21 protein-coding genes are annotated in these 25,097 nt (G+C 56.8%); 9 read left to right on the top strand and 12 right to left on the bottom strand.

Features of this window, described 5'->3' with window-relative positions; genetic code table 11:
- The first annotated feature begins 17 nt into the window (after nt 1-17).
- Entirely contained in the window at nt 18-1,061 is a 1,044-nt protein-coding gene (locus KHU33_RS04675; protein WP_211461348.1) for a LysR substrate-binding domain-containing protein, read from the top strand.
- Between the two features lie 6 nt (nt 1,062-1,067).
- Here the strand turns inward: KHU33_RS04675 and KHU33_RS04670 are convergent, their stop codons facing one another.
- From KHU33_RS04670 to KHU33_RS04650, 5 genes are all read right to left on the bottom strand, one after another.
- A complete protein-coding gene (locus tag KHU33_RS04670; RefSeq protein WP_211461347.1) occupies nt 1,068-1,547 on the bottom strand; it encodes an acyl-CoA thioesterase in 480 nt (159 codons plus the stop codon).
- 91 nt (nt 1,548-1,638) lie between these two features.
- On the bottom strand, nt 1,639-2,694 hold the full coding sequence (gene gntR, locus KHU33_RS04665; protein ID WP_211461346.1) for an HTH-type transcriptional regulator GntR: 1,056 nt from the start codon (nt 2,692-2,694) through the stop codon (nt 1,639-1,641).
- Between the two features lie 477 nt (nt 2,695-3,171).
- Nucleotides 3,172-4,938 (bottom strand): T6SS phospholipase effector Tle1-like catalytic domain-containing protein, encoded by a 1,767-nt coding sequence (locus KHU33_RS04660; RefSeq protein WP_211461345.1) that lies wholly within the window; start codon nt 4,936-4,938, stop codon nt 3,172-3,174.
- Complete coding sequence (locus KHU33_RS04655) at nt 4,935-5,465, bottom strand: DUF3304 domain-containing protein (RefSeq protein ID WP_211461344.1); 531 nt, start codon at nt 5,463-5,465, stop codon at nt 4,935-4,937. Before KHU33_RS04655 ends, KHU33_RS04660 begins: the two co-directional genes overlap by 4 nt.
- A 29-nt stretch (nt 5,466-5,494) precedes the next feature.
- Nucleotides 5,495-6,262 carry a DUF4123 domain-containing protein gene (locus tag KHU33_RS04650; protein ID WP_211461343.1) on the bottom strand — a complete coding sequence of 256 codons (768 nt, stop codon included), beginning with the start codon at nt 6,260-6,262 and terminating at the stop codon, nt 5,495-5,497.
- Nucleotides 6,263-6,897: 635 nt separating this feature from the next.
- On the opposite strand from KHU33_RS04650, the gene KHU33_RS04645 reads away from it, so the two are divergent.
- The 5 genes from KHU33_RS04645 to KHU33_RS04625 all read left to right on the top strand — a co-directional run bounded on the left by KHU33_RS04645 (nt 6,898) and on the right by KHU33_RS04625 (nt 13,145).
- A complete protein-coding gene (locus tag KHU33_RS04645; RefSeq protein ID WP_211461342.1) occupies nt 6,898-8,250 on the top strand; it encodes a GntP family permease in 1,353 nt (450 codons plus the stop codon).
- A gap of 105 nt (nt 8,251-8,355) precedes the next feature.
- A complete protein-coding gene (gntK, locus tag KHU33_RS04640; RefSeq protein ID WP_211461341.1) occupies nt 8,356-9,945 on the top strand; it encodes a gluconokinase in 1,590 nt (529 codons plus the stop codon).
- A gap of 54 nt (nt 9,946-9,999) precedes the next feature.
- Nucleotides 10,000-10,785, top strand: coding sequence for an SDR family NAD(P)-dependent oxidoreductase (locus KHU33_RS04635; RefSeq protein WP_211461340.1), 786 nt, complete (start codon nt 10,000-10,002; stop codon nt 10,783-10,785).
- A 13-nt stretch (nt 10,786-10,798) separates the two neighbouring features.
- A complete protein-coding gene (locus KHU33_RS04630) occupies nt 10,799-11,836 on the top strand; it encodes an L-idonate 5-dehydrogenase (RefSeq protein ID WP_211461339.1) in 1,038 nt (345 codons plus the stop codon).
- 250 nt (nt 11,837-12,086) lie between these two features.
- Nucleotides 12,087-13,145, top strand: coding sequence for an alginate lyase family protein (locus tag KHU33_RS04625; protein WP_230414054.1), 1,059 nt, complete (start codon nt 12,087-12,089; stop codon nt 13,143-13,145).
- 44 nt (nt 13,146-13,189) lie between these two features.
- Here the strand turns inward: KHU33_RS04625 and KHU33_RS04620 are convergent, their stop codons facing one another.
- The 4 genes from KHU33_RS04620 to KHU33_RS04605 form a co-directional block, all read right to left on the bottom strand.
- Nucleotides 13,190-13,690, bottom strand: a complete 501-nt coding sequence (locus KHU33_RS04620) for a winged helix-turn-helix transcriptional regulator (RefSeq protein ID WP_211461337.1) — start codon at nt 13,688-13,690, stop codon at nt 13,190-13,192.
- A gap of 125 nt (nt 13,691-13,815) precedes the next feature.
- Nucleotides 13,816-14,517 (bottom strand): SDR family oxidoreductase, encoded by a 702-nt coding sequence (locus tag KHU33_RS04615; RefSeq protein ID WP_211461336.1) that lies wholly within the window; start codon nt 14,515-14,517, stop codon nt 13,816-13,818.
- Between the two features lie 91 nt (nt 14,518-14,608).
- Nucleotides 14,609-16,207 carry a DHA2 family efflux MFS transporter permease subunit gene (locus KHU33_RS04610; RefSeq protein WP_211461335.1) on the bottom strand — a complete coding sequence of 533 codons (1,599 nt, stop codon included), beginning with the start codon at nt 16,205-16,207 and terminating at the stop codon, nt 14,609-14,611.
- Nucleotides 16,207-17,307 carry an HlyD family secretion protein gene (locus KHU33_RS04605; protein ID WP_211461334.1) on the bottom strand — a complete coding sequence of 367 codons (1,101 nt, stop codon included), beginning with the start codon at nt 17,305-17,307 and terminating at the stop codon, nt 16,207-16,209. Before KHU33_RS04605 ends, KHU33_RS04610 begins: the two co-directional genes overlap by 1 nt.
- A gap of 403 nt (nt 17,308-17,710) precedes the next feature.
- Here KHU33_RS04605 and KHU33_RS04600 point away from each other — a divergent pair, with 403 nt between their 5' ends.
- Nucleotides 17,711-19,093, top strand: coding sequence for an FAD-containing oxidoreductase (locus tag KHU33_RS04600; RefSeq protein WP_211461333.1), 1,383 nt, complete (start codon nt 17,711-17,713; stop codon nt 19,091-19,093).
- 140 nt (nt 19,094-19,233) lie between these two features.
- Nucleotides 19,234-21,315 (top strand): D-(-)-3-hydroxybutyrate oligomer hydrolase, encoded by a 2,082-nt coding sequence (locus tag KHU33_RS04595; protein ID WP_211461332.1) that lies wholly within the window; start codon nt 19,234-19,236, stop codon nt 21,313-21,315.
- Between the two features lie 56 nt (nt 21,316-21,371).
- Here KHU33_RS04595 and KHU33_RS04590 read toward each other — a convergent pair whose 3' ends face one another.
- The 3 genes from KHU33_RS04590 to KHU33_RS04580 form a co-directional block, all read right to left on the bottom strand.
- On the bottom strand, nt 21,372-22,103 hold the full coding sequence (locus KHU33_RS04590) for a GntR family transcriptional regulator (RefSeq protein WP_211461331.1): 732 nt from the start codon (nt 22,101-22,103) through the stop codon (nt 21,372-21,374).
- A gap of 250 nt (nt 22,104-22,353) precedes the next feature.
- Nucleotides 22,354-23,409 (bottom strand): BMP family ABC transporter substrate-binding protein, encoded by a 1,056-nt coding sequence (locus KHU33_RS04585; RefSeq protein WP_407928244.1) that lies wholly within the window; start codon nt 23,407-23,409, stop codon nt 22,354-22,356.
- A gap of 128 nt (nt 23,410-23,537) precedes the next feature.
- A complete protein-coding gene (locus tag KHU33_RS04580; protein ID WP_407928243.1) occupies nt 23,538-24,350 on the bottom strand; it encodes an outer envelope protein in 813 nt (270 codons plus the stop codon).
- A gap of 544 nt (nt 24,351-24,894) precedes the next feature.
- On the opposite strand from KHU33_RS04580, the gene KHU33_RS04575 reads away from it, so the two are divergent.
- A partial coding sequence (locus KHU33_RS04575; protein ID WP_211461329.1) for an ATP-binding cassette domain-containing protein occupies nt 24,895-25,097 on the top strand: 203 nt, incomplete at its 3' end.

The raw sequence follows: 25,097 nt of genomic DNA, 5'->3' as shown, positions 1-25,097 counted from the left end.
CGCCGTGAGGAGATCGTGTGAAATATCACCAGTTACGCGCTTTCGTCAGCGCCGCCGAACACGGCAGTATCCGCGCCGCAGCGCGGGCGCTGTTTTTGTCGCAGGCTGCAGTGACTAAAGCGTTGCGCGAATTGGAGGACGATGTCGGCGCCGCCTTGGTCGTTCGCACGGCGCGTGGCGTCCAGCTAACCGAAGACGGCCAGCGATTATTGGTGCGCGCCCGCCTGATCGTCCGGCAAATGCAGCAAGCGCGTGAAGAATTGCGTCAGTCCCAGAGTATCGATAGCGGTAGCATTGCCATCGGCCTGACCCCGGCGGTGGCGCTCACCGTCTTGCCGGTTGCGCTGAACACTTTCCGCCAGCGTTACCGGCAAGTGTCGTTGCGTCTGGTAGAAGGAATCGCGCCGATTGTGTTGCCGGGAGTGCGCAACGGCACGCTGGATTTCGCCATGACTGTGCAATGCGGCGTGTCGCTGGGTAACGATTTTGTGATCGAACGTTGTTTCCGTGCGGCGCATGCGGTGGCGGCGCGGGTAGGGCACCCGCTGCTGGCCGATCCCACTCCGGCGGCGCTGGCTGCACTGGAATGGGTGCTCAGCAGCCGTTTGCAAGAGGGGCATGGCGGCCTGATACAGCAGCTTTTTTTCGGCACCGGCGTCGCCCCGCCGGAACGCATTTTGCTGTGCGAGTCTTACAGCGCGGCGGCGGCGTTGGTACGCAATACCGACCTGCTCAGCCTGTTTCCGGAACCGCTGCTGGCCTTGCCGGAATGCAGGGGGATCACCGCAGTATCGATAGATACGCCTGCATTGGAGACTGAATTCAGCCTGGTGCGCCGCGCCGATATACCGCTAACTCCTGCGGCGGCGTACTTCGCCGCATGTTTGATGCGGGCAGGGCGCGAACGTTTTCCGAGCTTAACATTGCCACCTCTTGGAATCGCTGATGAATCAGATTCGATGGCCACTCTGCGAGCGGAGGCAACTACGGCTGCGCCTAAAGGCGACGATGCCTTCTCGACCGAACTTGCCGCACTCTTGCCTGATTCGGCGCGCGGGTAATCGCAATCAAGTCGGCTTGCCCAGTTCAAAGCGGCGCGCCAGTTCCTGGCGCAACTGCTTGCGCAGGATAGCGCCTTCAAAACGTCGCTTTTCATCGGCGCTGAACGGGCGTAGCGGCGGCACAGCTATCGGGCGGCGTTCGTCGTCCACGGCTACCATCGTGAAAAAGCAGCTGTTCACGTGACGCACCACTTGAGTCCGGATGTCCTCGGCGATAACCTTGATGCCGACTTCCATCGATGAGGTGCCGGTATGATTGACGCTGGCGAGAAAGCTGACCAGTTCACCTACATGGATGGGTTGTCGAAAAGTCACCTGATCTACGCTTAGAGTCACCACGTATTGCGCTGCATAGCGGCTGGCGCAGGCATACGCCACCTGATCGAGCAACTTGAGAATGGCGCCGCCATGGACATTGCCGGAAAAATTGGCCATGTCAGGCGACATCAGGACGGTCATTGTGAGTTGGTGAGATGGCATATCCATAGCTAGCGGGCTTTCTCTTTGTTTTTAAGAATGGCAGGGAAGCGGCAAGCCTATCCTAGAATCATCAAAGCCGGCAAGGTCCATACAAACGCTAAGTGCTTTCGCGCACCGCCAGCTGGAAGCCGAGATCGAGCCGGGTTTTTTCTATGGTTTCGCCTTTGAGCCGGCGTATCAGCAATTCCGCCGCCTTGTAGCCGATGTCATAGCGCGGTGTGACGATGGTGGTGATCGAGGGTGTCGCGCAGGCGGCCCACGACAGATCGTTGAAGCCGGCTATCGCCATCTGCTGGGGCACCTTGATGCCGCGCCGCTGGCATTCGAACAGCGCACCCAGCGCCAGATCGTCGTTACAGCAAAAAACGGCGTCGCAATCCGGATTCGATTCCAGGATGCGGCTCAGCAATTGCGCACCCATGTTGACCGTGGTCGGGGTCGACAGCAGCGCTTCCACATTCGGGACCAGTCCCGCTTCCAGCAAGCCTTTGCGGAATCCTTCGCGGCGTTTCATCATGCGCGGATCGAGTTGCGCCGCCAGGAAAGCGGGGCGCCGATAGCCGCGTTCGATCAAGTGCCGCGCTACCGCATAACCGGCTTTGGTCTGCGAAAAGCCGACAGTCATTTCGCTATTGCTCTTGCCCAGGTCGAACATGCGTACGGCGGGGATGCGGCTGGTGGCCGGCTGCTGCTTCAGGATTTCGTGCTGGCCCACGCTGGATAGCAGGAAACCGTCTGGCGCATGCGTCATGTAGGTGGAGATCAGCTGGCTTTCCTTGGTTTTCGAATAACCGGTCTCGCCGATCAGGAACTGATAGCCGGCCTGCGACAGATAATCGCGGATCCCGCTCAAGGTTTCGATGAAGACGGCATTGGTCAGCGACGGCACCAGCACGCCGATCACCTTGGAGCGCGCCGACGCCAGCGTGCTGGCGGCCTGGCTGGGCACGTAGCCAAGCAGGCTGATGGCAGCGGCGATACGGTCGCGCGCTTCCTGCTGTACCAGTTCCGGTGTTTTCAGCGCCCGCGAGACGGTCATTGCACTGACCTTGGCCTGCTTGGCGACGTCGATGATGGTAGCGCGGCCTGTGGTGCGGCTGCCTTTGGCTGGAGTTGATTCGACTGTTCTTTTTTCGACGACTGGCTTGCTCATGATTGGCTGAGGATATCAATTTTGCCATCATCATACTCTCACATAGCGACGCTTAGCCGATTCGTTGCAGTGGCTGCAGTGGCGGCGGCCAGCGCCGCGTCATCTCTTCCAATTTGTTGTTAATTTGAAATTATAGATCGCACGATATTCATGGAAATGATGAGGGGGAATGAGATGAATGAAGTGTGATTTCTGAGATAAACAATGGGGACGTTGCGGGAAAGGGCTCCACCAATTGGGAAATTTAGTAAAAGAGTTACAGAAATTGAAGCTAGCTGTTTTTATATATAAGGACACTTGAGTACACCATTCGCTACCGTAGCATGTGAATTAGTTGGGCATATCATGTCTTTAGAAAACGTGGGCAACCCAGAAAACGAATGCGGTCAACGCCTCAACCAGAACCGACGTCTAGCGAGCAATAATATAGACAGTGAATCACCGCAATTGTGGGAATTGCGGCGATCAATCAGAGCCTCAAGCTAATCGTTGATTTTGGTCAGCCATCGTATTTAGACGCGTCTCATCTCCCGAATACATATAGCGGTAGCTCAAATATCTTCTTGGCTCCGCGATGATGTGAGCGGCTGCCCCAGTGAGTTGTCCAACGAGTCCATCCTTGAATTGCGAGATAAACCCTGCGTAGGAATCGTGAACATATCCATCGAAGAACTTGTTCATGAACCAGGATGGCTCTGTGGACTTGATTTCCTCGTAAATCTCTTGGGCTTTGCTGTGATACCCGCCACCAACACCCCGGGTTTTGATTTGCGCCGCAAATATTTTCTGGCCATCCAGATAATAGCCAACGCGGACTTTGGTGTCAGTCCTTTGCGCCCAGCGCAAGCTGTCAAGATCATTAAATCCTTCTTTACTTTGGTTGACGAGATACCGCCAGCCAAGATACAGCTTGACGTGTTTCTGCAAAGCCAATTCAACGGCGCAAGGTGCGATGTCACATTTTTTAAAATAGCCATCGACCATATTGAGTACAGAGGGATGACAGGCAAATTGCGATATTAACTGTCTGTCCGTTAAATCCTGCAATTTTCTGGGATTTTTGGTATTCAGGTCCAGCCATGGTGCGCCATTGTCGGCGGGGTGATTCTCTCTCGCTTTCTTGGCCGCCTCCAACATCCGATTGAGCGTCAATTGCGACAATTTATAGCTATTGTCCTTCTGCGCCCGCTTATCGTCTGGATAGTAGGGGTCCGGCGTGACCAAGCACACGCCTTTGCCTTGTTCTCCCGGCTCATAACCGCCGCCGACATCGCTATGCGCGCCAGGCGCAATCTGTTCACAGCAGTTATCCGGCAGATCACCATTGACGCATACGCTATCCAGCGGGAAATTGTTTCGGAATTCATGGAGCGCAACGTAATGCAGGCAGTTTTTAATGTCTGGATGAATGCGCAAGTCTGCCGCACTGGCCCACGATACGTGTCCTGTCTGGTTCCAGCCAACAGAAGAGACGGTGTCGAAGAGGCCCAAAAATCGGACATAGGCTGGCACGCCGCAAAGCTTACCGTCGAGCAGCAGCGATTGATGCAGCCAGTTACAAAACACGCGTGCCTGTGCCGCGCCGCGAGAAAATCCGAACACATCAAGGTAGACCCCAGTAATACCTGGCACGGTCCTCTTGTCGTTCAGTTGCATGCTGAGTTTGCCGTAGCAGTGCATCAGGAAGGTATGCCGTGTGTTTTGCCAGTTGCCATTCAATCCAAAGCGCAGTCGTGTACCGGTTTTTTGCCGTATTTGATCGAACAGTTCATTATCCTTGGTAGCAAAATCCCGAATAGAGTCGGGCCGACTGCTGGCGAGCAGTGCCATTTCATCGACCTCGAACATCAGGGCACCATTATTTACAAATGAGTGCATGGAATTCAACACCTGCAATAGACCCCAGATAATCCGAGCCTCACCACCCGCAGCGAATGCGCTACCAAAAGTCGATTCTGCCTTTTCACCAATCTCAGGGAATGGCGTGCCGACACCTTGGATGTAATGTCGAAAATAACCCTGATCTGGCTCATCGCGGTATAGCTCACTCAGTCGCGCGACGTTACTCTGGCCATCGACACGGCCATTTTTATTTTTGTCTTCGTATACATTGTTATGCGTGCCGTCAAAGAAGACGCCAATATTCAACATGAATTTGCAGTCGTAGCTCGGGCCACTTGGTATCTGCGGTGGACAAAATACCTTCGGTGCATCAAGAAAGCTGGTTGGAAATTTCTGCATCATTTCACCTTTGTTGGATTTGGTTTTTCGTCGGCTAAGGGAGCATACTCTGGCGCTGGCTTATACGGATATTTGGGGCCTGGATATACCGTACTGCTTGGGTAGTATTTTGCGGACGACCAAACTTCAACTTTATGTCCAGGCAAAAAGTGAACAGCTAAAGACCCTACTTTGTTTTCTGCAAAATGTACCGGCACAGTCTCTTCATGCCAGCGTTCTTCATCGACATTGCTCCGGTACGTTTTCCATTTCACGGTCACCATCATTGGCTGATTTCCGGTTGACCGCAAAGAAACACAACAGTTACCGCCTCCTTGTCCCCAGCCACCTACTGATCCAACGTAACCACCGTCCAGATATGCCTCTGGAATTCCGATGCCTCTGCCATAATGGCTTACGATAGTGACAGTTGTGGCGGTGCTGCCGGCCGGGGACAAGTCGCCACCGTTGCCGGCGCAACCAGCAAGGGCCAATGCTGCCACAACGCACAGCGCAACTTGTCGCAGATAGTTTTTAAAGAAAATTGGCATACGTAGAGGCTCCTGGATAAATTGATGTATTACGTTCTGCCATATTCAGCCTGGGCGGCGGCGAAATAGGTTCCCCATTCGTGCAGATTTTCGCCGCGCTTCTCAAATACTTTGCGCGCAAAAGCCTGGAGTACGTTCCGATTGCCAGTGTCATTTTTCTGCCAATAGGTGACGCACTGCTTTGCGGTGTCCCAATAGGCTTGCAGATTGCCTCGCATGTCTTCCATCGAGTAACCCAAGTTATTGAGCAAGATGTCCGGCTCATTCTCATCCATAAATGCCTCAGTTTGATCGAGGGTAATCACCCACGCTGCAGGCACAGGTTCCACTGTTTTGTCTGCTGGAGGCAGTGCCTGGCGTTCGCCAGTCCGGGTGTAATACTCCCATCTGGATATGGGCTCCATAAAACTACGCCATTGGCCAGGGGAAAGAACTCTCGAAAAGGCCGGAAGACAACGACAATCCGCAAAACGCAGCATCAGCGTAGTCCGGTCCTCCAGCCATACCATAATAAATTGACGGAAATGCGCGACCAATTCCTCTATGTTGAGAGGCGTAAAAATGTAAGACAGGTGTAGCCGCGTAAAATTGGCCCGGCATAGCCGATAGGCAATTTCCAGTTCTCCAAGATCGTCCGCAGCTTGCGCATCGATGAGAACCGGTCCATACAGGCCGCCAGGGTCTTCATCTTTTACGAGTTGACGCATCCAGGAGAAAGGTTGAGGCGGCTGGGGTAAAAATTCCTTGATGCCGTTTATCATTGCGCCATCAAGTAAAAAATATGTCTTGTCTTCCATGTCGCCCCGCGCTGTTGATAGGTTTGAAATATTGCCTGTTCAACATGATGCCACACAAATACACTCGGTTGAACACAGTTACAAACGCCGTTGCCTGCAAGAATGTTTGGTGGTAGCGCAGCAAGCCTCGCTCACGACGGCACACTAGGTGCAAGGGTAATAGTGCATCTCACATGGACGTTTAATCTAGAAGGCGGCTAGCATATCAAGTGGCAGATTCAGCAAGCCACGAATATGAGCGTACGGGATGTAAAGAAGATGATGCGCGTGATGGAGACACAACAGCGGCGGGGGTATCTCGCTCTAACAGGCAAAGCCTATTAGGCGATGACCATGTCCTTAGGACGTGGATTTCTAAGTGTCATTAAATTTTGCGTGGTGTAATTTTTTGAGAAGTAATTTATCTCGCTAAAACCACTTCACTTATCACGCGCCGCCTCAAAATGATTTGACATATAAATTTTGGTAGCGTTATCATCGCAGCCGATGTTAACGCTAACATTTAAATTCAGGTCGGTCCAGGCGTTGCATTACATGTTCTGAAAACACTACACAAGATGGTGAACGCGATGTGCCGGATACGCCGCGATTGGCGGCCAGCAGCTTGCGTGCCTATCAACTTTGGAGACAACCTCATGCTGGGTTTGAGTAACGATGCAACATTGCTGTTGAATGCATTTCTCGCGATTTTTGCGCTGATCATCATGATCACGCGTTTTCGCATCCACCCCTTCATTGCACTGATCATCACTTCCGGCTTTCTCGGCCTGATCTCGGGCATGCCTTTGCCCAAGATCGTCAAATCTTTCCAGGACGGTTTCGGCGGCGTGCTCGGTTTTGTCGGCATCGTCTTGGGCCTGGGCACCATGCTCGGCAAGATGATGGCGGAGTCGGGCGGCGCCGACCAGATCGCGCAAACGCTGGTGCGCGCCTTCGGCAGGGAGCGCGTGCACTGGGCGATGATGATAGGCGCCTTCCTGGTCGGCATTCCGCTGTTCTTCGAAATCGGCTTCGTGCTGCTGATCCCGCTGGTGTTTATCGTCTCCCGCCGTTCTGGCATGCCGCTGTTCAAGATCGGCATGCCGATGCTGGCCAGCCTGTCGGTGATGCACGGCCTGGTGCCGCCGCATCCGGGACCGTTGCTGGCGATCGGCGTGTTCGGTGCGGATATCGGCAAGACCATTTTCTACGGCCTGCTGGTCGGCTTGCCGACGGTGATTGTCGCCGGCCCCATGTTCGGCGCTTTCATTTCCAAGTATGTGGATGTCAAGGCGTCCGATGCATTGATGGCGCAATTGGCGCGCGAGCCGGAAACAAAAAACCTGCCGAGCTTCGGCATTACGCTGCTGACAGTCCTGCTGCCAGTGTTCCTGATGCTGCTGAAAACCTTTGTCGACGTTGCACTGCCTGAAGGCAGCGGCATGCGCAACCTGATGGATTTCATCGGCAATCCGATCGTGGCTTTGCTGGCAGCGCTGCTGCTGTCGCTGTACACGTTTGGGCTGGCGCGCGGTTTCACGCGTCAACAGGTTTTGAAGTTTGTCGATCAGAGCCTGGCGCCCACTGCGGCGATTGTGCTGATCATCGGCGCCGGCGGCGGCTTCAAGCAGATGCTGGTCAACAGCGGTGTCGGTACTGCAATCGGTCAACTGGCGGTGCATGCGCAGATCTCGCCTTTGCTGCTGGCCTGGTTTGTGGCCGGCGTGATCCGTGTGGCGACCGGTTCGGCGACCGTGGCGACGATTACCGGCGCCGGCATCGTGGCGCCGCTGGCGGCCTTGATCCCCGGCACCAATCGTGAACTGCTGGTGCTGGCCACCGGCGCCGGATCGCTGATCTTGTCGCACGTGAACGATGCTGGATTCTGGCTGGTCAAGGAATATTTCAACATGAGCGTCGGCGAAACTTTCAAGACCTGGACCGTGATGGAGACCATCATTTCGATTGTCGCCATCATCCTCATCATGTTGCTCAACCTGGTCGTCTGAGGAGCCCGGCTTGAAGCACTGCGCGCAGCCGTCAACATGCGGCTCCGGCGCAGGGCAAGCTGCTTCTGCGAGATGACGGTATATGACACACACTAGGCACACACCATGTCAAACATCATGCTCGGCGTCGATATCGGCACCACCAGCACCAAAACTGTCGCGTTCACGCTTGAGGGGCAGGTGCTTGCCCAGCATGTCGTCGAATATCCCTTGCTGTGCTCGACTCCCGGCATGGCGGAGCAGGATCCGCAACTGATCTACCGCGCAGTGCTGACTTCGATCGCAGAGGCGGTCAAGGCAGCTAACGCCACATGCACCGGCGCTCGGCGGGTAGTCTTGGTGTCCTTCAGCGCTGCGATGCATAGCGTGATTGCGCTCGATGGCAATAATAATTTACTGACCAATAGCATCACTTGGGCCGACAATCGCGCCAGCGAATGGTCCAGCCGCATCCGCGATGAATTCAACGGCAATGAAATCTATCGGCGCACCGGCACACCCATCCATCCGATGTCGCCCTTGTGCAAGTTGATGTGGCTGCGTCACGATCAACCGGATGTGTTTGCCCGCGCCGCGCGTTTTGCCGGCATCAAGGAATATGTCTTTTTCCGTTTGTTCGGCAGCTGGCAGGTCGATCATTCCATCGCCTCGGCCACCGGCCTGTTCAATCTGCAAGAACTGAACTGGGATAAAGATGCGCTGGCTTTATTGGGCATCAGTGCTGCCCAATTATCCGAGCCGGTGCCGGCCACGCACCACATGAAAGGACTGGACGCCGCTATCGCCGCCCAACTCGGGCTGAATCCCGATACGCCGTTCGTGATCGGCGCCAACGACGGCGTGCTCTCCAACCTCGGCGTCAACGCGATTCGTCCGGGGCAGGTCGCGGTTACCATCGGCACCTCCGGCGCGATGCGTACGGTAATCGACAAGCCGCTCACCGATCCGTCCGGCCGTACTTTTTGCTATGCGCTGATCGAAGGGCATTGGGTGGTCGGCGGTCCGGTCAACAACGGCGGCAATATTTTCCGCTGGGTGCGCGATGAACTGGCCACCGCCGAATCGGCCGCGGCGCGGTGCGCCGGCGTCGATCCCTATGACGCACTGACCCGTATCGCCGAACGCGTGCCGCCGGGAGCGGCCGGCTTGCTGTTCCATCCCTTCATGGCGGGCGAACGCGCACCGCTTTGGAACGCCGATTTGCGCGGTTCCTTCTTTGGCCTGGCGCTGCATCATGGCAAGCAACACATGATCCGCGCCGCGCTGGAAGGCGTGATTTTCAATCTGTACAGCATCTTGCCGGCGATCGAGGATCTGATCGGCCCCACCAAACGGATGATGGCAACCGGCGGCTTCGCCCGTTCGGCGCTATGGCGGCAAATGATGGCCGATATCTTCCAGCGTGAAGTCGTGGTGCCTGAAAGCGTCGAATCGTCTTGCCTGGGAGCGGCGGTATTGGGCTTGTACGCGTTGGACATGGCGCCGTCGCTGGATGTGATTTCAGACATGGTGGGATCGACCAACCGTCATCTGCCGATTGCCGCCAACGCCGCCATTTACGACCGTCTGCGCCCGATCTTCATGTCCTTGCCCGGCAAATTGCAGCAGGAATACCAGGCGCTATCCGAATTCCAGCGTCAGTCTGCATTGGTGCAGCCGTCGCAGCCGTTGCAATCGTTGCGATCGTCACATTGATGGCGGCCATCCTTCTCATCGATCTATAAGCACGACCACAGCAAAGGAGACAAAATGACAACCGCATTACCATCAGGTTTGCAGAGTTTTTCGCTGGCCGGCAGGCTGGCGCTGATCACCGGTTCCAGCGGCGGCATCGGCTTGGCGCTGGCGCGCGGCCTGGCAGCAGCCGGCGCCGCGATTGTGCTCAACGGCCGCGATGCCGGCAAGCTGGCGCGCGTGGCTGCGCAATTACGCAGCGAAGGCTATACGATCCACGAATCGAGTTTCGACGTCACCTCGTCGGCCTCGGTGGAGGCGGCGGTAGCAAAGATAGAAAGCGAGATCGGCGCCATCGACATTCTGTTCAACAATGCCGGCATCCAACGGCGCGGGCCGTTGGAGGAGTTCAAGGATGCCGACTGGCACGCGCTGATCCAGACCAATCTCAATAGTGTGTTCTATACCGCCAAGGCGGTCGCCCAGCACATGATTCCACGCGGCCGCGGCAAGATCGTCAATATCTGTTCGGTGCAAAGCGAGCTGGGGCGTCCCAACATCGCCCCTTATACCGCCACCAAAGGCGCCGTCAAGATGTTCACCAAAGGGATGGCGATCGACTGGGGCAAATACGGCTTGCAGGTGAACGGCCTGGGGCCAGGTTATTTCAAAACGGAAATGAACGCGGCGCTGGTGGCCGATCAGAAATTCACCGAATGGCTGATCGGACGCACGCCGTCGCGCTGCTGGGGCGATGTCGAGGATCTGGTGGGGGCCGCAGTGTTCCTGTCCAGCGATGCATCGAAGTTTGTCAACGGTCATATCTTGTACGTCGACGGCGGCGTTACGGCAACTTTATAAAGAGGAAACCATCATGCAACAAGGCATTGTGATTCATGCACCGCACGATTTGCGCATACAAGAACTGGAAACCGGCGCATTGCAGCCGCATCAACTGAGAGTCAAGGTCAAGGCCGGCGGCATTTGCGGCTCCGATCTGCACTATTATCATCACGGCGGTTTCGGCGCCGTGCGCATCAAGGAGCCGATGGTGCTGGGACATGAGGTGGCTGGCGTCGTCGCCGAAACCGGCTCGGCCGTCAGCGACATTGCAGCGGGCACACGTATCTCCATCAGCCCCAGCCGTCCTTGCGGCCTGTGCAAATACTGCCAGGAAGGCAAGCAAAACCACTGCCTGGACATGCGTTTTTACGGCAGCGCGATGCGCATGCCGCATGTGCAAGGCGCCTTCCGTCAAGAGATCGTGATCGAACGCTCGCAGGCGCACATTGTCGCCGCCAGCGTCAGCGACGGCGAAGCGGCGATGGCCGAGCCATTGGCGGTGGCCTTGCATGCCGTGCGCCGGGCCGGCCCGCTGTTGGGCAAGCGGGTGCTGGTTACCGGTTGCGGCCCGATCGGCGCCTTGACCGTGATTGCCGCACGGCGCGCCGGCGCTTTGCAGATCGTGGTAACCGATGTCGCCAGGATGCCGCTGGAGACCGCACTTAAGATCGGCGCCGATCAAGCCATCAACGTTGAACAACAGCCGGATGCGCTGGCCGCTTTCACCAAGGACAAAGGCAGTTTCGATGTCTTGTTCGAAGTCAGCGGCAATCAGCAAGCCTTGCGCGGCGCACTCGACACCTTGCGTCCAGGTGCGGTCATCGTGCAGGTCGGTCTCGGCGGCGACATCAACTTTCCCGCCAATCTGCTGGTCGGCAAGGAATTGGAATGGCGCGGGGCATTCCGCTTCCACGAAGAGTTCGCGCTGGCGGTGGAATTGATGAATCAAGGCCTGGTTGATGTGAAGCCGCTGATCTCGGCTACCTATCCGTTCGAGAAATCGGTGGAAGCTTTCGAGATTGCCGGAGACCGATCGAAGATGATGAAGGTGCAACTGAGTTTCGGCTAACGACTGCGCCGCAACAGCTGGCCGCTTGATAATCTCCGTCAGCACAGTCAACTTACCGCGATGCTCATGCGTTTCTGGAGCGGGGCACACTTGAATTAACCGTCGCGGAGTTAACAAATTGATTTTGTCATTCAAACACATAAGTAGTCTTATTGGCCTAGCTGCTGTAATCACGTTGGGTGCGGCGTCCGCACGAGCGGATTCCTTCCAGCATCCCGGCGCCTTGCATACCCAAGCTGATTTGGAGCGCATGAAAACCAAAGTCGAGCAGGGCGCGCAGCCTTGGCTCGATGGATGGAATGTGCTTATCAAAAATCCGCATGCGTCGCTGAACTGGACACCTCGTCCAGTTGACGTGGTTTACCGGGGCAAAGACAGCGCCGGCCATCATGAGAATTATGCTGCTTTATTTAACGATACCGCCGCAGCCTATGCGCTCGCCTTACGCTGGAAGATAAGCGGCGACGCCGCTTACGCCGACAAGGCCACCGCCATCCTGGACGCATGGTCTGAGAAATTGACCGGGATAGACGGCAACTCGGACAAATTCCTGGCGTCCGGGATTTACGGCTACCAGTTTGCCAACGCGGCCGAAATCATGCGCACATACAAGAAATGGCCCGAGAGTAATTTCAACCGTTTCAAAACGATGATGCTCAACGTTTTCTACCCGATGAACCACGATTTCCTGGTCAGGCATAACGGCGCGAAAATAGACCACTACTGGGCCAACTGGGATTTGGCCAACATGGACTCCATGATCGCCATCGGCATTCTGACCGACCGCCGCGACATCTACAGCGAGGCGGTCAACTACTTCAAACACGGCGCGGGTAACGGCGCTATCGAGCATTTCGTGTGGAAGCTCTATCCGGATGGACTGGGACAAACGCAGGAGAGCGGACGCGACCAAGGCCACAGCATGCTCGATGTAGCCCTGTTGGGCGAGTTCTGCCAGATGGCGTGGAACCAGCATGACGACTTGTTCGGCTACAAGGATAATCTGGTGCTGCGCGGTATCGAATACATCGCCAGATACAACCTCGGCATGGACGTACCCTACACGCCGTACCGCAACAGCGATGTGACCCAGGAAGTGATTTCCAGCGCCAGCCGCGGCGACACCCGCCCGGTCTGGGAATTGTTTTACAACCACTACGCGATTCTCAAGGGACAGGATGCGCCGTATACGAAGATGTCCGCGGAAAAAGTGCGTCCCGAAGGAGGCGGCGGCAACTATGGTCCGAACAGCGGCGGCTTCGATCAATTGGGCTACGGCACGCTGACCTTCACCTTGGCGCCGCGATAGATGCGGAACTCATCCCCAGGCCATTGATGTAGGGCGCATTGGCGTCATCTCGCACGTCTCATCTCGCTGCTGCGTGCGATGCGCTGCAGAATAGGCTCGGCAGCGGCCGGCCCGGCGCCCATGACATGTTCCTTTTCGCTGATCGGCTTGCCGCTGGCGGCGTCGACCAGCACCGGATCGACATTTTTTCCGGTGCTGGCGTCGAGCAGTACGACGCTTGGCCCTTCAGGGGCGAAATGCTTGTTGCCCCAGGCTAGCAGCGCCAGCAGCACCGGCCGGAAATCACGGCCGCGCTGCGTCAGGCGGTATTCGGAGCGCGGCGGTTTTTCGCAATAAAGATGGCGCTCCAGCAGACCTTCTTCGACTAGCGCGTTAAGCCGGCGCGTCAGCATGTTGGGGGCGATGTCCAGGCTTTTCTGGAATTCGTCGAAACGGCTCAAGCCATAGAAAGCGTCGCGCAGGATCAGGATGCTCCACCATTCGCCGACCCGTTCCAGGCTGCGGGCGATGGGGCACTGCATGTTGCCGAAACTCTTGCGTTGCATGATGAACATCCTTTCAACGTTCTGAAGACTTTCAATATGATAGCAACTATGATCCGGCCCAGGGATAAATCCTCAAGCGCCGCCGACTTGCTGCCGCGCTTGAGGCAAGACGCCTGCTATCGGCTTCAGCGTTGCAGCGGCGCCAGGTAGATGCCGCTCGACAGGCCTTGCTTGACGGTGCGCGTAATGTCGTCCGCCAGCACTTCTTCGAGACCGGCTTCGAGTCCGGCCACGGTCTGCACTGCGACTTCCTGCGGGCTCACTTTGGGCAGGTCGAAGCCGTGGGTCATGTCGGTATCCATGAAACCGACGTGCAGGCCGACCACCTGGGTGCCTTGTGCGCGCAGGGAAGTGCGCAAGCCGTTGGTGAAGCCCCAGGCGGCAGACTTCGACGCCGCGTAGAGCGATAGTTCCGGCGAGTTGACCCAGCTTCCCACCGACAGCACATTGACGATGGCGCCGCCGCCGTTGCGCGCCAGGATAGGGGTAAAGGCCTGGCTCATACGGATCGGCCCGAGGAAGTTGGCATCCAAAATGTCGCGTGCGGTATCGATGGCGGCCGGATCGAGGTAGCTGACGACCTTGGCGATGCCGGCGTTATTGATCAGCAGCGTCACATCCTTGCATTGCGCGGCAGCCGCGGCAACTTGCTCGGCATTGGTGACGTCCAGCTTGACGGCAACCACGCCCGGCAGCTTGATGCTGGCTGGATCGCGCACGCCGGCGTAGACCTTGCTGGCGCCGCGCGCCAGCAATTCATGCACGAGGGCCAGTCCGAGGCCGCGATTGGCGCCGGTAACGAAAGCGACTGAGTCTTTGATTTTCATGATGAGTTTCCTTTGTTTCGGCTGAGGGTGGGGACAACGGGTGGGGACAACGGGTGGGGACAACGGGTGGGGACAGCAAGTAATAGCGGTATCAATGGGCATCGGCCGACGGCGCCTTGGGCGGCGCGACCTTGCGCATCAGCGGCACCATCGCGGTGGCGATGACGAAGCAGGCCATGATGGCGAGGAAGGTGTCGGCAAAGGTCAGCGTCAGCGCCTCACGGTAGGTCAGGTTCCAGAGCTGCCGCAGCGCGCCGGTCTCGCCCAGCAGCTGGCCGTTACCCGAGGTCGCCAGGCTGGCGCCCGCACCTTGCAATAGCGCGTTGGTGGCGTCGTTGCTGCGGGTCAGATGCTCGGCCAGGCGAAAGAAATGCAGATTGGTGCGATCGTTGAGGATGGTGGCGCAGACCGCGATGCCGATGGCGCCGCCCAGATTGCGCATCAGGTTGAACAGGCCGGACGCCAGCCGCAGCCGCTCCATGGCCAGTCCGCCCAGCGTCAGCGTGACGATCGGCGGCACCGCAAACTGCTGCCCCATGCCGCGCAGCGCCTGCGGCAGCATCAGTTCGGCGCCGCTCCAGTCGTGGGTGATTGGCGAAAATTGCCACATCGACAGAGCGAAGCAGGCCAGCCCGAACATCATCAGCCAGCGCAGGTCGACCCGGTTGGCGAAGAAAGAATAGACCGGGATCGAGAGGATCTGGAACAGGCCGGTGGAAAACACCGCCATGCCGATCTGCAAGGCGCTGTAGCCACGCACCCGGCCCAGGAACACCGGCGTCAGATAGATGGTGGCAAAGATGCCGACGCCGGTAATGAAAGAGAAAAAGCAGCCGAGTGCGAAGTTAGGATCCTTGAGCGCGCGCAGGTCGACCACCGGGAATTTGTAACTGAGGCTGCGCCACACGAACAGCACGCTGGCGACGCCGGAAATCCAGGCCGTGGCGACGATCACCGGATCGCCCATCCAATCCAGGCGCGGGCCTTCTTCCAGCGTGTATTCCAGGCAGCCGAGAAACAAGGCCATCAGCGCTATGCCCGGATAGTCGGCGTTGCGCAACAGCGACCAGTCGGCGCGATCGATCTTGATCAGGATCGGCACGGCGACGGTAACGAAGATGCCCGGCGCCAGGTTGATGAAGAACAGCCAGTGCCAGGAATAATGGTCGGTAATCCAGCCGCCGACGGACGGGCCGAGCGTTGGCGCCAGCGAGGCGATAGCGCCGATGGTGGCGGCTGCAATCACGCGCTGCGGGCCGGCGAAGAAGGCGAACGCGGTGGTGAACACCAAGGGAATCATCGAGCCGCCGAGGAAGCCTTGCAGCGCCCGGAACAGGATCATGCTCTGGATATTCCATGCCATGCCGCAGAGCAGGCTGGTGAGCGTGAAGCCGGCGGCCGAGACGGCGAACAGCCAGCGGGTCGACATCAAGCGCGACATCCAGCCGGATAGCGGGATCACGATGATCTCGGCGATCAGGTAGCTGGTCTGGACCCAGACTGTTTCGTCGGCGCCGGCCGATAAACCGCCGCCGATCTCGCGCAAGGACGCCGACACAATCTGGATATCAATCAGCGCAATGAACATGCCGACGCACATGGCGGCGAAGGCGAACACCTTGGCCGCGGTCGTCATGTCGGCCGGCTGGATCAGCTGCAGCGGCGCCCGCAATGTGGCTGCAGCACGCATTATTGTTGATTCCTGGTGCTGCGGGCATCGACTTCGGCGACTACCGACAAGCCGGGGCGCAGCATGCCCAGCACGCCGTCGGCATCGTCAAGCACGATACGCACCGGCACCCGCTGCACGATCTTGGTGAAATTGCCGGTGGCGTTCTCCGGCGGCAATACGCTGAACTGGGCGCCGGTGGCTGGCGCCATGCCGGCGACGTGGCCGTGGAAGCGGCGCCCCGGCAATACATCAGCCTCAACCGTGGCCGGCAGGCCAGGGCGGACCTTGGCCAGCTGGCTTTCCTTGAAATTGGCGTCGACCCACAAGCCGCGTGCCGGGACGATAGCCATCATATGGGCGCCAGCCGCTGCGTAGGCGCCATTGCGGGCATAACGGTTGCCGATGGTGCCGTCGATCGGCGCTCGCAATTCGGTGTAGCCGAGGTTGAGTTTGGCGATATCGCGCTCGGCGCTGGCTTGTGCGAGTGCGGCTACGGCTTGCTGGCGGCGCGTGGCGATCACTTCCAGTTCGCGCTCCGCCGCTACTTGCACGGCCTGTGCTTTCTGGCCATTGGCGAGCGCCTGTTTGTAGTCAGCATTGGCCCGTTGCGCGCTCTGCACTGAGACTGCGGCCTTGGCCGACAGGTTCTGGTAGCGCTGTTCATCCTCGTAGGAGCGTAATGTCTCGGCCGCACTGGCGGCGACGCCGGCCCTGGTTTGTGCAATCACCGCCTGTTGCAAGTTACGGGTCGCATCCAGGTTGGCGAGCAGAGCCTGTTGTGCGGCCACTGCGCCTTCGGCTTTTTCCAGCGCCGCCTTGTAATCGCGATCATCAAGTTTCACCAGCAGATCACCCGCATGCACGACCTGGTTGTCGGTCACTGCCGCCGAGACGATATAGCCCGGTACCTTGGGACTGATGACGGTGATGTCGCCGCCGACATAAGCGTCATCCGTGTTTTCCATGAAGCGCCCGTTATTCCACCAGTGCCAGCCGTAAGCGGCGGCGCCGATGCCGACGGCGATGGCGACGCCGGTAACGATCCGCAGCCTGCCGCTCAGCTTTTTTCGTTTTGCCGTCATGGCTGGCGCGCCCGCTTCACTTGCCGCGTTCGTCATGGTTATTGCTCCCTGTTGATGTCCACTGGGCAGGACCGGTTGAAAAGAATCGTTGCAGTGCAGACCGGGTAACTATGGTCCGCCGAAATATTGCGGAATGAGATTGCACCTGTGCAACGTGGGACTATCTGTAAAACCACTTACTTTCATAATGAAAGTAACTTTACACGCGTAACTATCGTAATGCAAGCCACTTCCGACTTTTTCGCGGTTACTCACTTCAGCCATCGTTGCAGCCACCGTTGATCGAGCGCGACAGGCGTTTGGCAGAACATGGCGGAAATATGCCAATATGTTGAATCCCGTGTCCGGCTATGCAATCGCTTGGAGGGATATTCGATCATTGCGAACATCCCGCAACGATCGACAACGATCAATGATCAGCGCTCAGACGGAGGAAACAATGAACCAGCGATTCGATGCCATTGTCGTCGGCACAGGGCAATCCGGTCCTTCCTTGGCAGTAAGGCTGGCGAACGCCGGCCGCAAGACCGCCATCATCGAACGCAAACGTTTCGGCGGCACCTGTGTCAATACCGGCTGCATACCTACCAAGACCCTGATTGCAAGTGCGCGGGTGGCGCACATGGCGCGTCGCGCTGCCGAATTCGGCGTCATGATCGACGCTTCGGTCAAGGTCGACATGGCGCGTGTCAAGGCGCGCAAGGATTTGATCGTCAGACAATCCAATGAAGGCGTAGCCGATTGGCTGAAGAGCACGCCGAATCTCACGGTTATCGAAGGGCATGCCAGCTTTGAGAGTCCGCACACCATACGGGTCAACGGCGCGCTGTTGGAAGCAGATGAAATTTTTATCAATGTTGGCGGACGCGCCGCGCTGCCTGACATACCCGGACTGAAAGATGTCGGTTTCTTCACCAACTCCAGCATGATGGAAGTGGATTTCCTGCCGCGGCATCTGGTGATTGTCGGCGGCAGCTACATCGGCCTGGAGTTCGCACAAATGTATCGCCGTTTCGGCAGCGATGTCACGGTGATAGAAGGCGGGCCGCGCCTGATCGGACGGGAAGACGAGCAAGTGTCCGCCGCCATTCGGGACATACTGGAACGCGAAGGCATTCAAATCAGGCTTGCCGCCAACATTCAGCGTGTCGAAAAACGCGGCGATGCGGTCGTGCTTGCCGTGAATGAGAACGATGCATTGCACGAAATCTCAGGCTCACATTTGCTGCTTGCGGTCGGACGCATCCCGAACACCGATGACCTCGGTCTCGACAAGGCGGGCGTCAAGACCGATCAACGCGGGTATATCGTGGTGGACAACAAGCTTTGCACCAACGTAGCGGGAATCTGGGCACTGGGCGACGTCAATGGCCGCGGCGCATTTACCCATACCTCCTACAACGACTATGAAATTGTGGCAGCCAATCTGCTCGACCATGATGCACGCAGCGTAGCCGACCGGATTCAGGCGTATGCGCTGTTCATCGATCCGCCGCTGGGCCGGATCGGCATGACTGAGCGGGAAGTACGCGCTACCGGCCGCAAGGCGCTGGTCGGCACGATGCTGATGACGAGAGTAGGGCGCGCGCGTGAGCGTAGCGAAACTCAAGGCTATATGAGTGTGCTGGTGGACGCGGAAACCAAGAGAATTCTTGGCGCGATGTTGCTCGGCATCGAAGGCGATGAAGTGATTCACGCTATTCTTGACGTCATGTATACCGGTGCGCCATACACCGCGATTCAACGCGCGATGCACATTCATCCAACTGTCTCCGAGCTGGTGCCGACGCTATTGGGTGATCTCAAGCCGCTGCAACCGTGACCTGTTCCTGAATTTCGCTATGTTCCACAAGAGAGATAAAGGAGGCTAATTTTCGGACTGAAACGATCGATTGCCCTGCGCTCAGACTCGCTAGCGCAGCATTATCCGGTCACAAAATCACCAGCAATAAAGGAGACAAAATGAAACAGGACGCGTTCTATAAACTTCATTATGTAGCGTTGGCAGCGATTGTTTGCCCCTTGAGCGCCTGCGGCGGTGGCAGCGGTTTTGAAAATATCAACAGCAAGCCTGCCTATATTGGTGCGATTTCCGCGATGACCTATGATGGAAGCACCGATGATCTACTCACCGGCGGTCTCGGCAAAACCGGTCTGATTTCTGCCACGGCCCCTAATCCGATTGATGCAACGGCTCCTACGGCCGCCGAATTACGCAAAATCGCGATTTACACGAATTACCGTGCGGTTCTCGATGCGACACCCAGTGGCGGATTCGGCGTTCTGTATGGGCCGAATATCGGCGTCTCCGGCAAAGACACATTAGGCGAGGGGAAGATCGCGGGTACCGAATATATCGCTTATTCGGACGACGGTAGCGGCAGGCAAAACGTGACGATGATGGTGCAAATACCCGATTCCTTCAATCCGGCCAGCCCTTGCATCGTCACTGGAACATCAAGCGGTTCACGCGGCGTGTACGGTGCAGTCGGCACTTCAGGCGAATGGGGCTTGAAACACGGATGTGCGGTTGCCTACAACGACAAGGGAACCGGGAATGGCATCGACGATTTGCAAAACAACACGGTCAACCTGCAGAATGGCGTGCGCAGTTCTGCCACCGCGGCGGGTATGAATTCGAATTTCACGGCAAATGTGACGGATGCTCAACGCATCGCATTCAATGCGGTCACGCCTAACCGATTTGCGGTCAAGCACGCCCATTCTCAACAGAATCCAGAAAAGGACTGGGGTAAATTTACCTTGCAGTCCATCGAATTTGCCTATTATGTATTGAACCAAAAATACGGCGACGTCGCGAAAGATGGCCAGTCGCATCTGATCAAATTATCCCCGGCCAACACGATTGTGATCGCCTCCAGCATCTCCAACGGGGCTGGAGCAGCCTTGGCCGCAGCAGAGCAGGACACCAAAGGATTGATCAGCGGCGTTGCCGTGAGCGAACCGAACGTACAAATGGCGCCCGACAGCAGCTTGACCGTCATCCGCGGCGCAACCATTGCCAGCGGCGCCGGCAGACCGTTGTACGACTACTTTACTTTGGCGAATTTGTTGCAGCCGTGCGCGGCATTGGCGCCCTCAGCGGCCAACGCTCCCTTTCTTTCCAGTATCGTAAAAGCAACAGCGAGTAACCGTTGCGCCGCGCTCAAGACACATGGATTAGTTGGTGGAAACACCACCGATGAATTGGCGACGAGCGCGATGAACGCCTTGCTCACTCTAGGCTGGCAACCTGAAAGCCGTGATTTGCATGCGGCGATGTATGCATTTGCCACGTCGTCGATTGCCATGACCTACAGCAATGCTTACGGCCGTTTCAGCGTCTTGGACAATCTGTGCGGATTTAGCTTTTCCGGTACAACAGCGCAATTGGCCACCTCGTTTGCCAAGGGTAACGGCGTTCCACCAACTGTTGGTATCAGCATTTTCAACAATAACAGTGTCGGCGGTCCGGTAACTGACGCGGTATCCATTTCCCTCAGCACCGGTGTCATGGATTACAACATTGATGGGGCACTATGCCAGCGTGAATTGGCAATGGGCGGCAGCGCCAATGCAATCCGCGTGCAGCAGGGAATTCGCGAAGCTTTTCGTAGCGGTAATTTACAAGGCAAACCTGCCGTGATCGTGCACGGCCGCTCGGATACATTAATCCCGGTCGGATTTTCATCGCGTCCATACTATGGCGTCAATCATATGGTTGAGGGCGGCAACAGCAAGTTGTCGTATATTGAAGTCACCAACGGCCAGCATTTCGACAGCTTTTTGCCTCTTGCCGGATTTGATTCTCGTTTCATCCCGCTGCATGTGTACTACATACAGGCGATGAACATGATGTACGCCAACCTGAAGAACGGTAGCGCGCTGCCGCCAAGCCAGCTTGTACGCACGACGCCGCGCGGTGTTGACGCCAACGGCATAGCCAATCCGATCAGTGCCGCAAATGTTCCGCCTATTCTGGCAACGCCAGCCGGCGGCGATCGGATTACATTCGCCAATAACGTCGTGACTGTTCCTGACTGAAGCCACTCGGTTCGGCCGAACCACGGCTGGTCGATGGCTTCCGTGTATCCGTTCGACTAGCCGTTTTTACCCAGCACCTCGCGTAAATCGAAACTGCCGGGGGCGTCGGGAAGCACGCGGTCCTCGCACTGATGCAAGTGCTGCGCCATGCGCTCTTGCGCTTCCGCGATGTCGCCGTTTTCCAGCGCCTCTAATACCGTGTCATGTTCATCGAATGAACAAATGTTGTGCCCCTGGGTTTCGGTTTTGGCGATCATGAGCGTGGTGCGCGAGACCAGTTTGCGCAAGCTTTCAACCAGCAGGAGATTGCCGGCGAGCTCCGCCAAGGCGAGATGAAATTGCGCCGACAACCGGATCCAGCGCGGCCGGTCGCCAGTCAGATAGGACTGGCGTTCTTCTGCAACCATCTTGCGCAGGCTCGCCAGCTGACGCGACTTGGCCACCCGCCCGACTTTATCAAGCACTGCGCGTTCGAGAATATTGCGCAACTCAAACATGTCTCTGACTTCGGTAGTTGAGGGGCTGGCAATGAAGGCACCGCGATTCGCTTCCAGATCTACCAGGCCTTCTGCCGCCAGGCGCGACAAAACCTTGCGTACCGTATGGCGGGCAGTGTCGTAGATCTGGCATAAGACCTGCTCTGTGAGCTTGGTCCGCGGCGGCAGCCGATGCTCCATGATGGCGTCGTAAATGTCCTGATAAATGCGGTCTTCCAGCGTCACCGAGTGATCGCGTGCTGCAGTCTGCGGTGCGAGAGACAAATGAGGGGTCTTGGTCGATTTATTCATTGTGAGGCATCGAACGGCATCTTAAGATCGATAAAAATTGTCGACAATTCCATGAAAAATATTTCACTGATCAATGCATCATATGCCTATTTGCAGATAGGTATCGACCGCCATAAGAAATGATTTACATCTGCGCGTCCTCAATTGTCAGGCGCATGTTCTTCACCCGTAGGGCCTGTTAACCCTAGTACGGGCAAAGAACATGCTGTCGACATCGATTGCTACGATTGATAGCCGATCTGCCGGATGCTTATTTAGGCAGCGAGCCCTCCACGCCGGCGACCAGCCAGTTGATCCCGAGCAGCTCTCCCATCGGCAATACTGCGCCTGCGGCGACCTTGGTTGCGCCGGTATTGTCCTTGAGCGGACCGGCAAAAGGGATCAGCTTACCGTCGACGATGGCCTGTTTCTTTTCGTTGAAAAGTTTGGCCACGTCAGCCGGCACCGCCGGGTTCAATGCTGACAGAACCACCAGGTTTTCTTTAATGCCCCATAACGTTTGTTCCGGCTTCCAGGTGCCGGCCAGCTCGCGTTTGACTTCCTGGCTGTAGTACACGCCCCAGTTTTCAGTATTGGCGGTCAGATGCGCCTTGGGGCCATATTTGGCCATGTCGGTATCCCAGCCGAATGCGTGCACGCCTTTTTCCTGAGCGACTTGCACCACCGCCGGCGAGTCGGTATTTTGCGCCAGCATGTCAGCCCCTTGCGCTACCAGCGTTTCGGCAGCCTGGCGTTCCTTGCCCGGATCGTACCAAGTGTTGACCCAGACCACCTTGGTCTTGATTTTAGGATTGACGCTTTGTGCGCCTAGCGTGTAAGCGTTGATGTTGCGCACAACTTCCGGCACCGGGAAGGAACCGACGAAGCCCAGCGTATCGGTCTTGGTCATTTTGCCGGCAACGATGCCCAGTAAGTAGGCGCCTTCATAGAAGCGGGTCTGGTAGGTACCTGCATTCGCTGCAGTCTTGTAGCCGGTCGCATGCACGAAGTGGACTTTGGGGAAGGATTTTGCCACCTTGATGGTCGGATCCATATAGCCGAACGAGGTAGTGAAAATCAACTGGTTGCCGTCGGCGGCCAGTTGCCGGATCACGCGTTCGGCGTCAGCTGTTTCCGGCACGTTTTCAACGTAAGTGGTTTTGATCTTGCTGCCGAATTCCTTCTCGATGGCTAGCCGGCCCTGATCGTGCTGGTAGGTCCAGCCGCCGTCGCCGATCGGTCCCAGATAAACAAAGGCCACCTTCAGCGGTTCGGCCGCCTGCGTTGTGGGGAGAATGCCTAGCATCAGGCTGGCGCCGGCCGCCATGGCCGCTACTGTAGATCGCACTCGAAACATGAAGAACTCCTTTATGTGGCAAAAATACGGGGCAGAAATTTCCCGCCTGTAGACATGCGGGAAACCGGGTGAAGATACTTTTCAATAAAACCGATGCTTCAGAAGTGGTATTCGACTCTGACCATCGGTGTTTTGGCGAGGGAGCCGGGCACGTTGGATGGATTGCCGAACTTGTTACGCCAGTATTGATACTCAAGGCCGACGCGCAACGTGTTCTTGCCGAGATTCAGAGGGGTGCCAAGGTCGTACATTACCTGGGCGTCGATATTCAATTCCGGCGCGGTGCCGCCGCCGAATTCGTTCTTTCCCTTGGCGGCGATGTAGTTCATGTAGCCTTCGAAAGCCAGGCCGGTGGAGCTGATAGGGATGCCCCATGCCGCATTGAGCATAGGGTGCAGATCGTAGGTGTAACGGCTGGTGACGCCAATCGGCTGGTTACTTTCCTGCAGCAGCAGCAGGCTGATGTTCAGAAAACCAGGCACATCCATCATCAAGGTCGGCCCTAGCACCAGCATGCGTTTTTTCGAGGCATAGCCGGTATCGTTCTTGGTGTTCCAGTCGAAGCCGGCGGTCACGCCGAGCCCGCGCACCGGACCGAAAGACAGATCTTTCCCGGATACCTTGCCAAGATCGAGTGTGTTGCGATAAACGATATAGGCTTCCTGGGCGTTGCTGTCCTTGTTGTCGGATTGCAGCAGGTCGACGTTGAAATAGTTGCTGCCATATTTGTAGCCGCTGGCGTGGGTCAGGTTGAAGATGTTCTTGGTGATGCCCTTGCCGACGTATGGCTCTGCAAACTGAGTGCCATAGCGATAGCCGATCGAGGTGTCGCTCCATTCCGCCGCAGCGGCCTGCTGAACGGCAGTCAGCGCGGCTGCCACCGTCAGCACGCCAACTGCGATCTTGGTCATTTTCATTGCTACTTGCTTTGCCATGATGCTTTTCTCCAAAAGAGTGAATACAAAAATCAAGAAACCCGTTTCTCCGGCTTACGGTCGGCTTGCGGTGTTTTGCCAATCTATTTTTTGAAATCTTAGAAAATATTGTCAACAATCACGAATACACGTGTCAGCAATTGTTATGCCAGGGGAAAAACATGGCGCCCAATTTGGATTGATGCAGAAATGGCGTAAATCGGTGCTTGCTTGCATCAAGTCGGATCGCAATGCGAAGTTTTGGTGCGGATTTCGGAAATATTGCGATCAGCTTTTTAGAAATATTCAGGCTTTCAGAGAAAATTATTTATCGCAATTTATTATTTTTTGTCGACAAAACAAATCGATCTCCGCCGCAAATGAACGGCTGCGAGCCGCAAATCGGTGAGGCGCGTATTTGCCTCGCGTGAGACCAGATAGCGATTTCTGTTGGCGATCTCCCATGTAATTTCGGCTCTGGCACAACAATTGCACTTTCCTCTGACTTGCTCTCTTTTATTCTCTTTCAACGGGCTCTACCATGGATCTCCTGCCAGCTTCTTCAGACCTGCCGCCACGCCTGGTCCTGACCGGCATCAGCAAGCGCTATCCGAGCGTGGTCGCCAATGACGGTATCAGCTTGAGTGTCCGGCCCGGCGAGATTCATGCCTTGCTGGGCGAGAACGGCGCCGGCAAAAGCACGCTCATGAAGATCGTCTATGGCGTCACCAAACCCGATGAAGG

The organism is Collimonas silvisoli, assembly GCF_018305005.1.
GTDB classification, from domain to species: domain Bacteria; phylum Pseudomonadota; class Gammaproteobacteria; order Burkholderiales; family Burkholderiaceae_D; genus Collimonas; species Collimonas silvisoli.
This window is presented reverse-complemented; position numbering and strand designations above follow the sequence as displayed.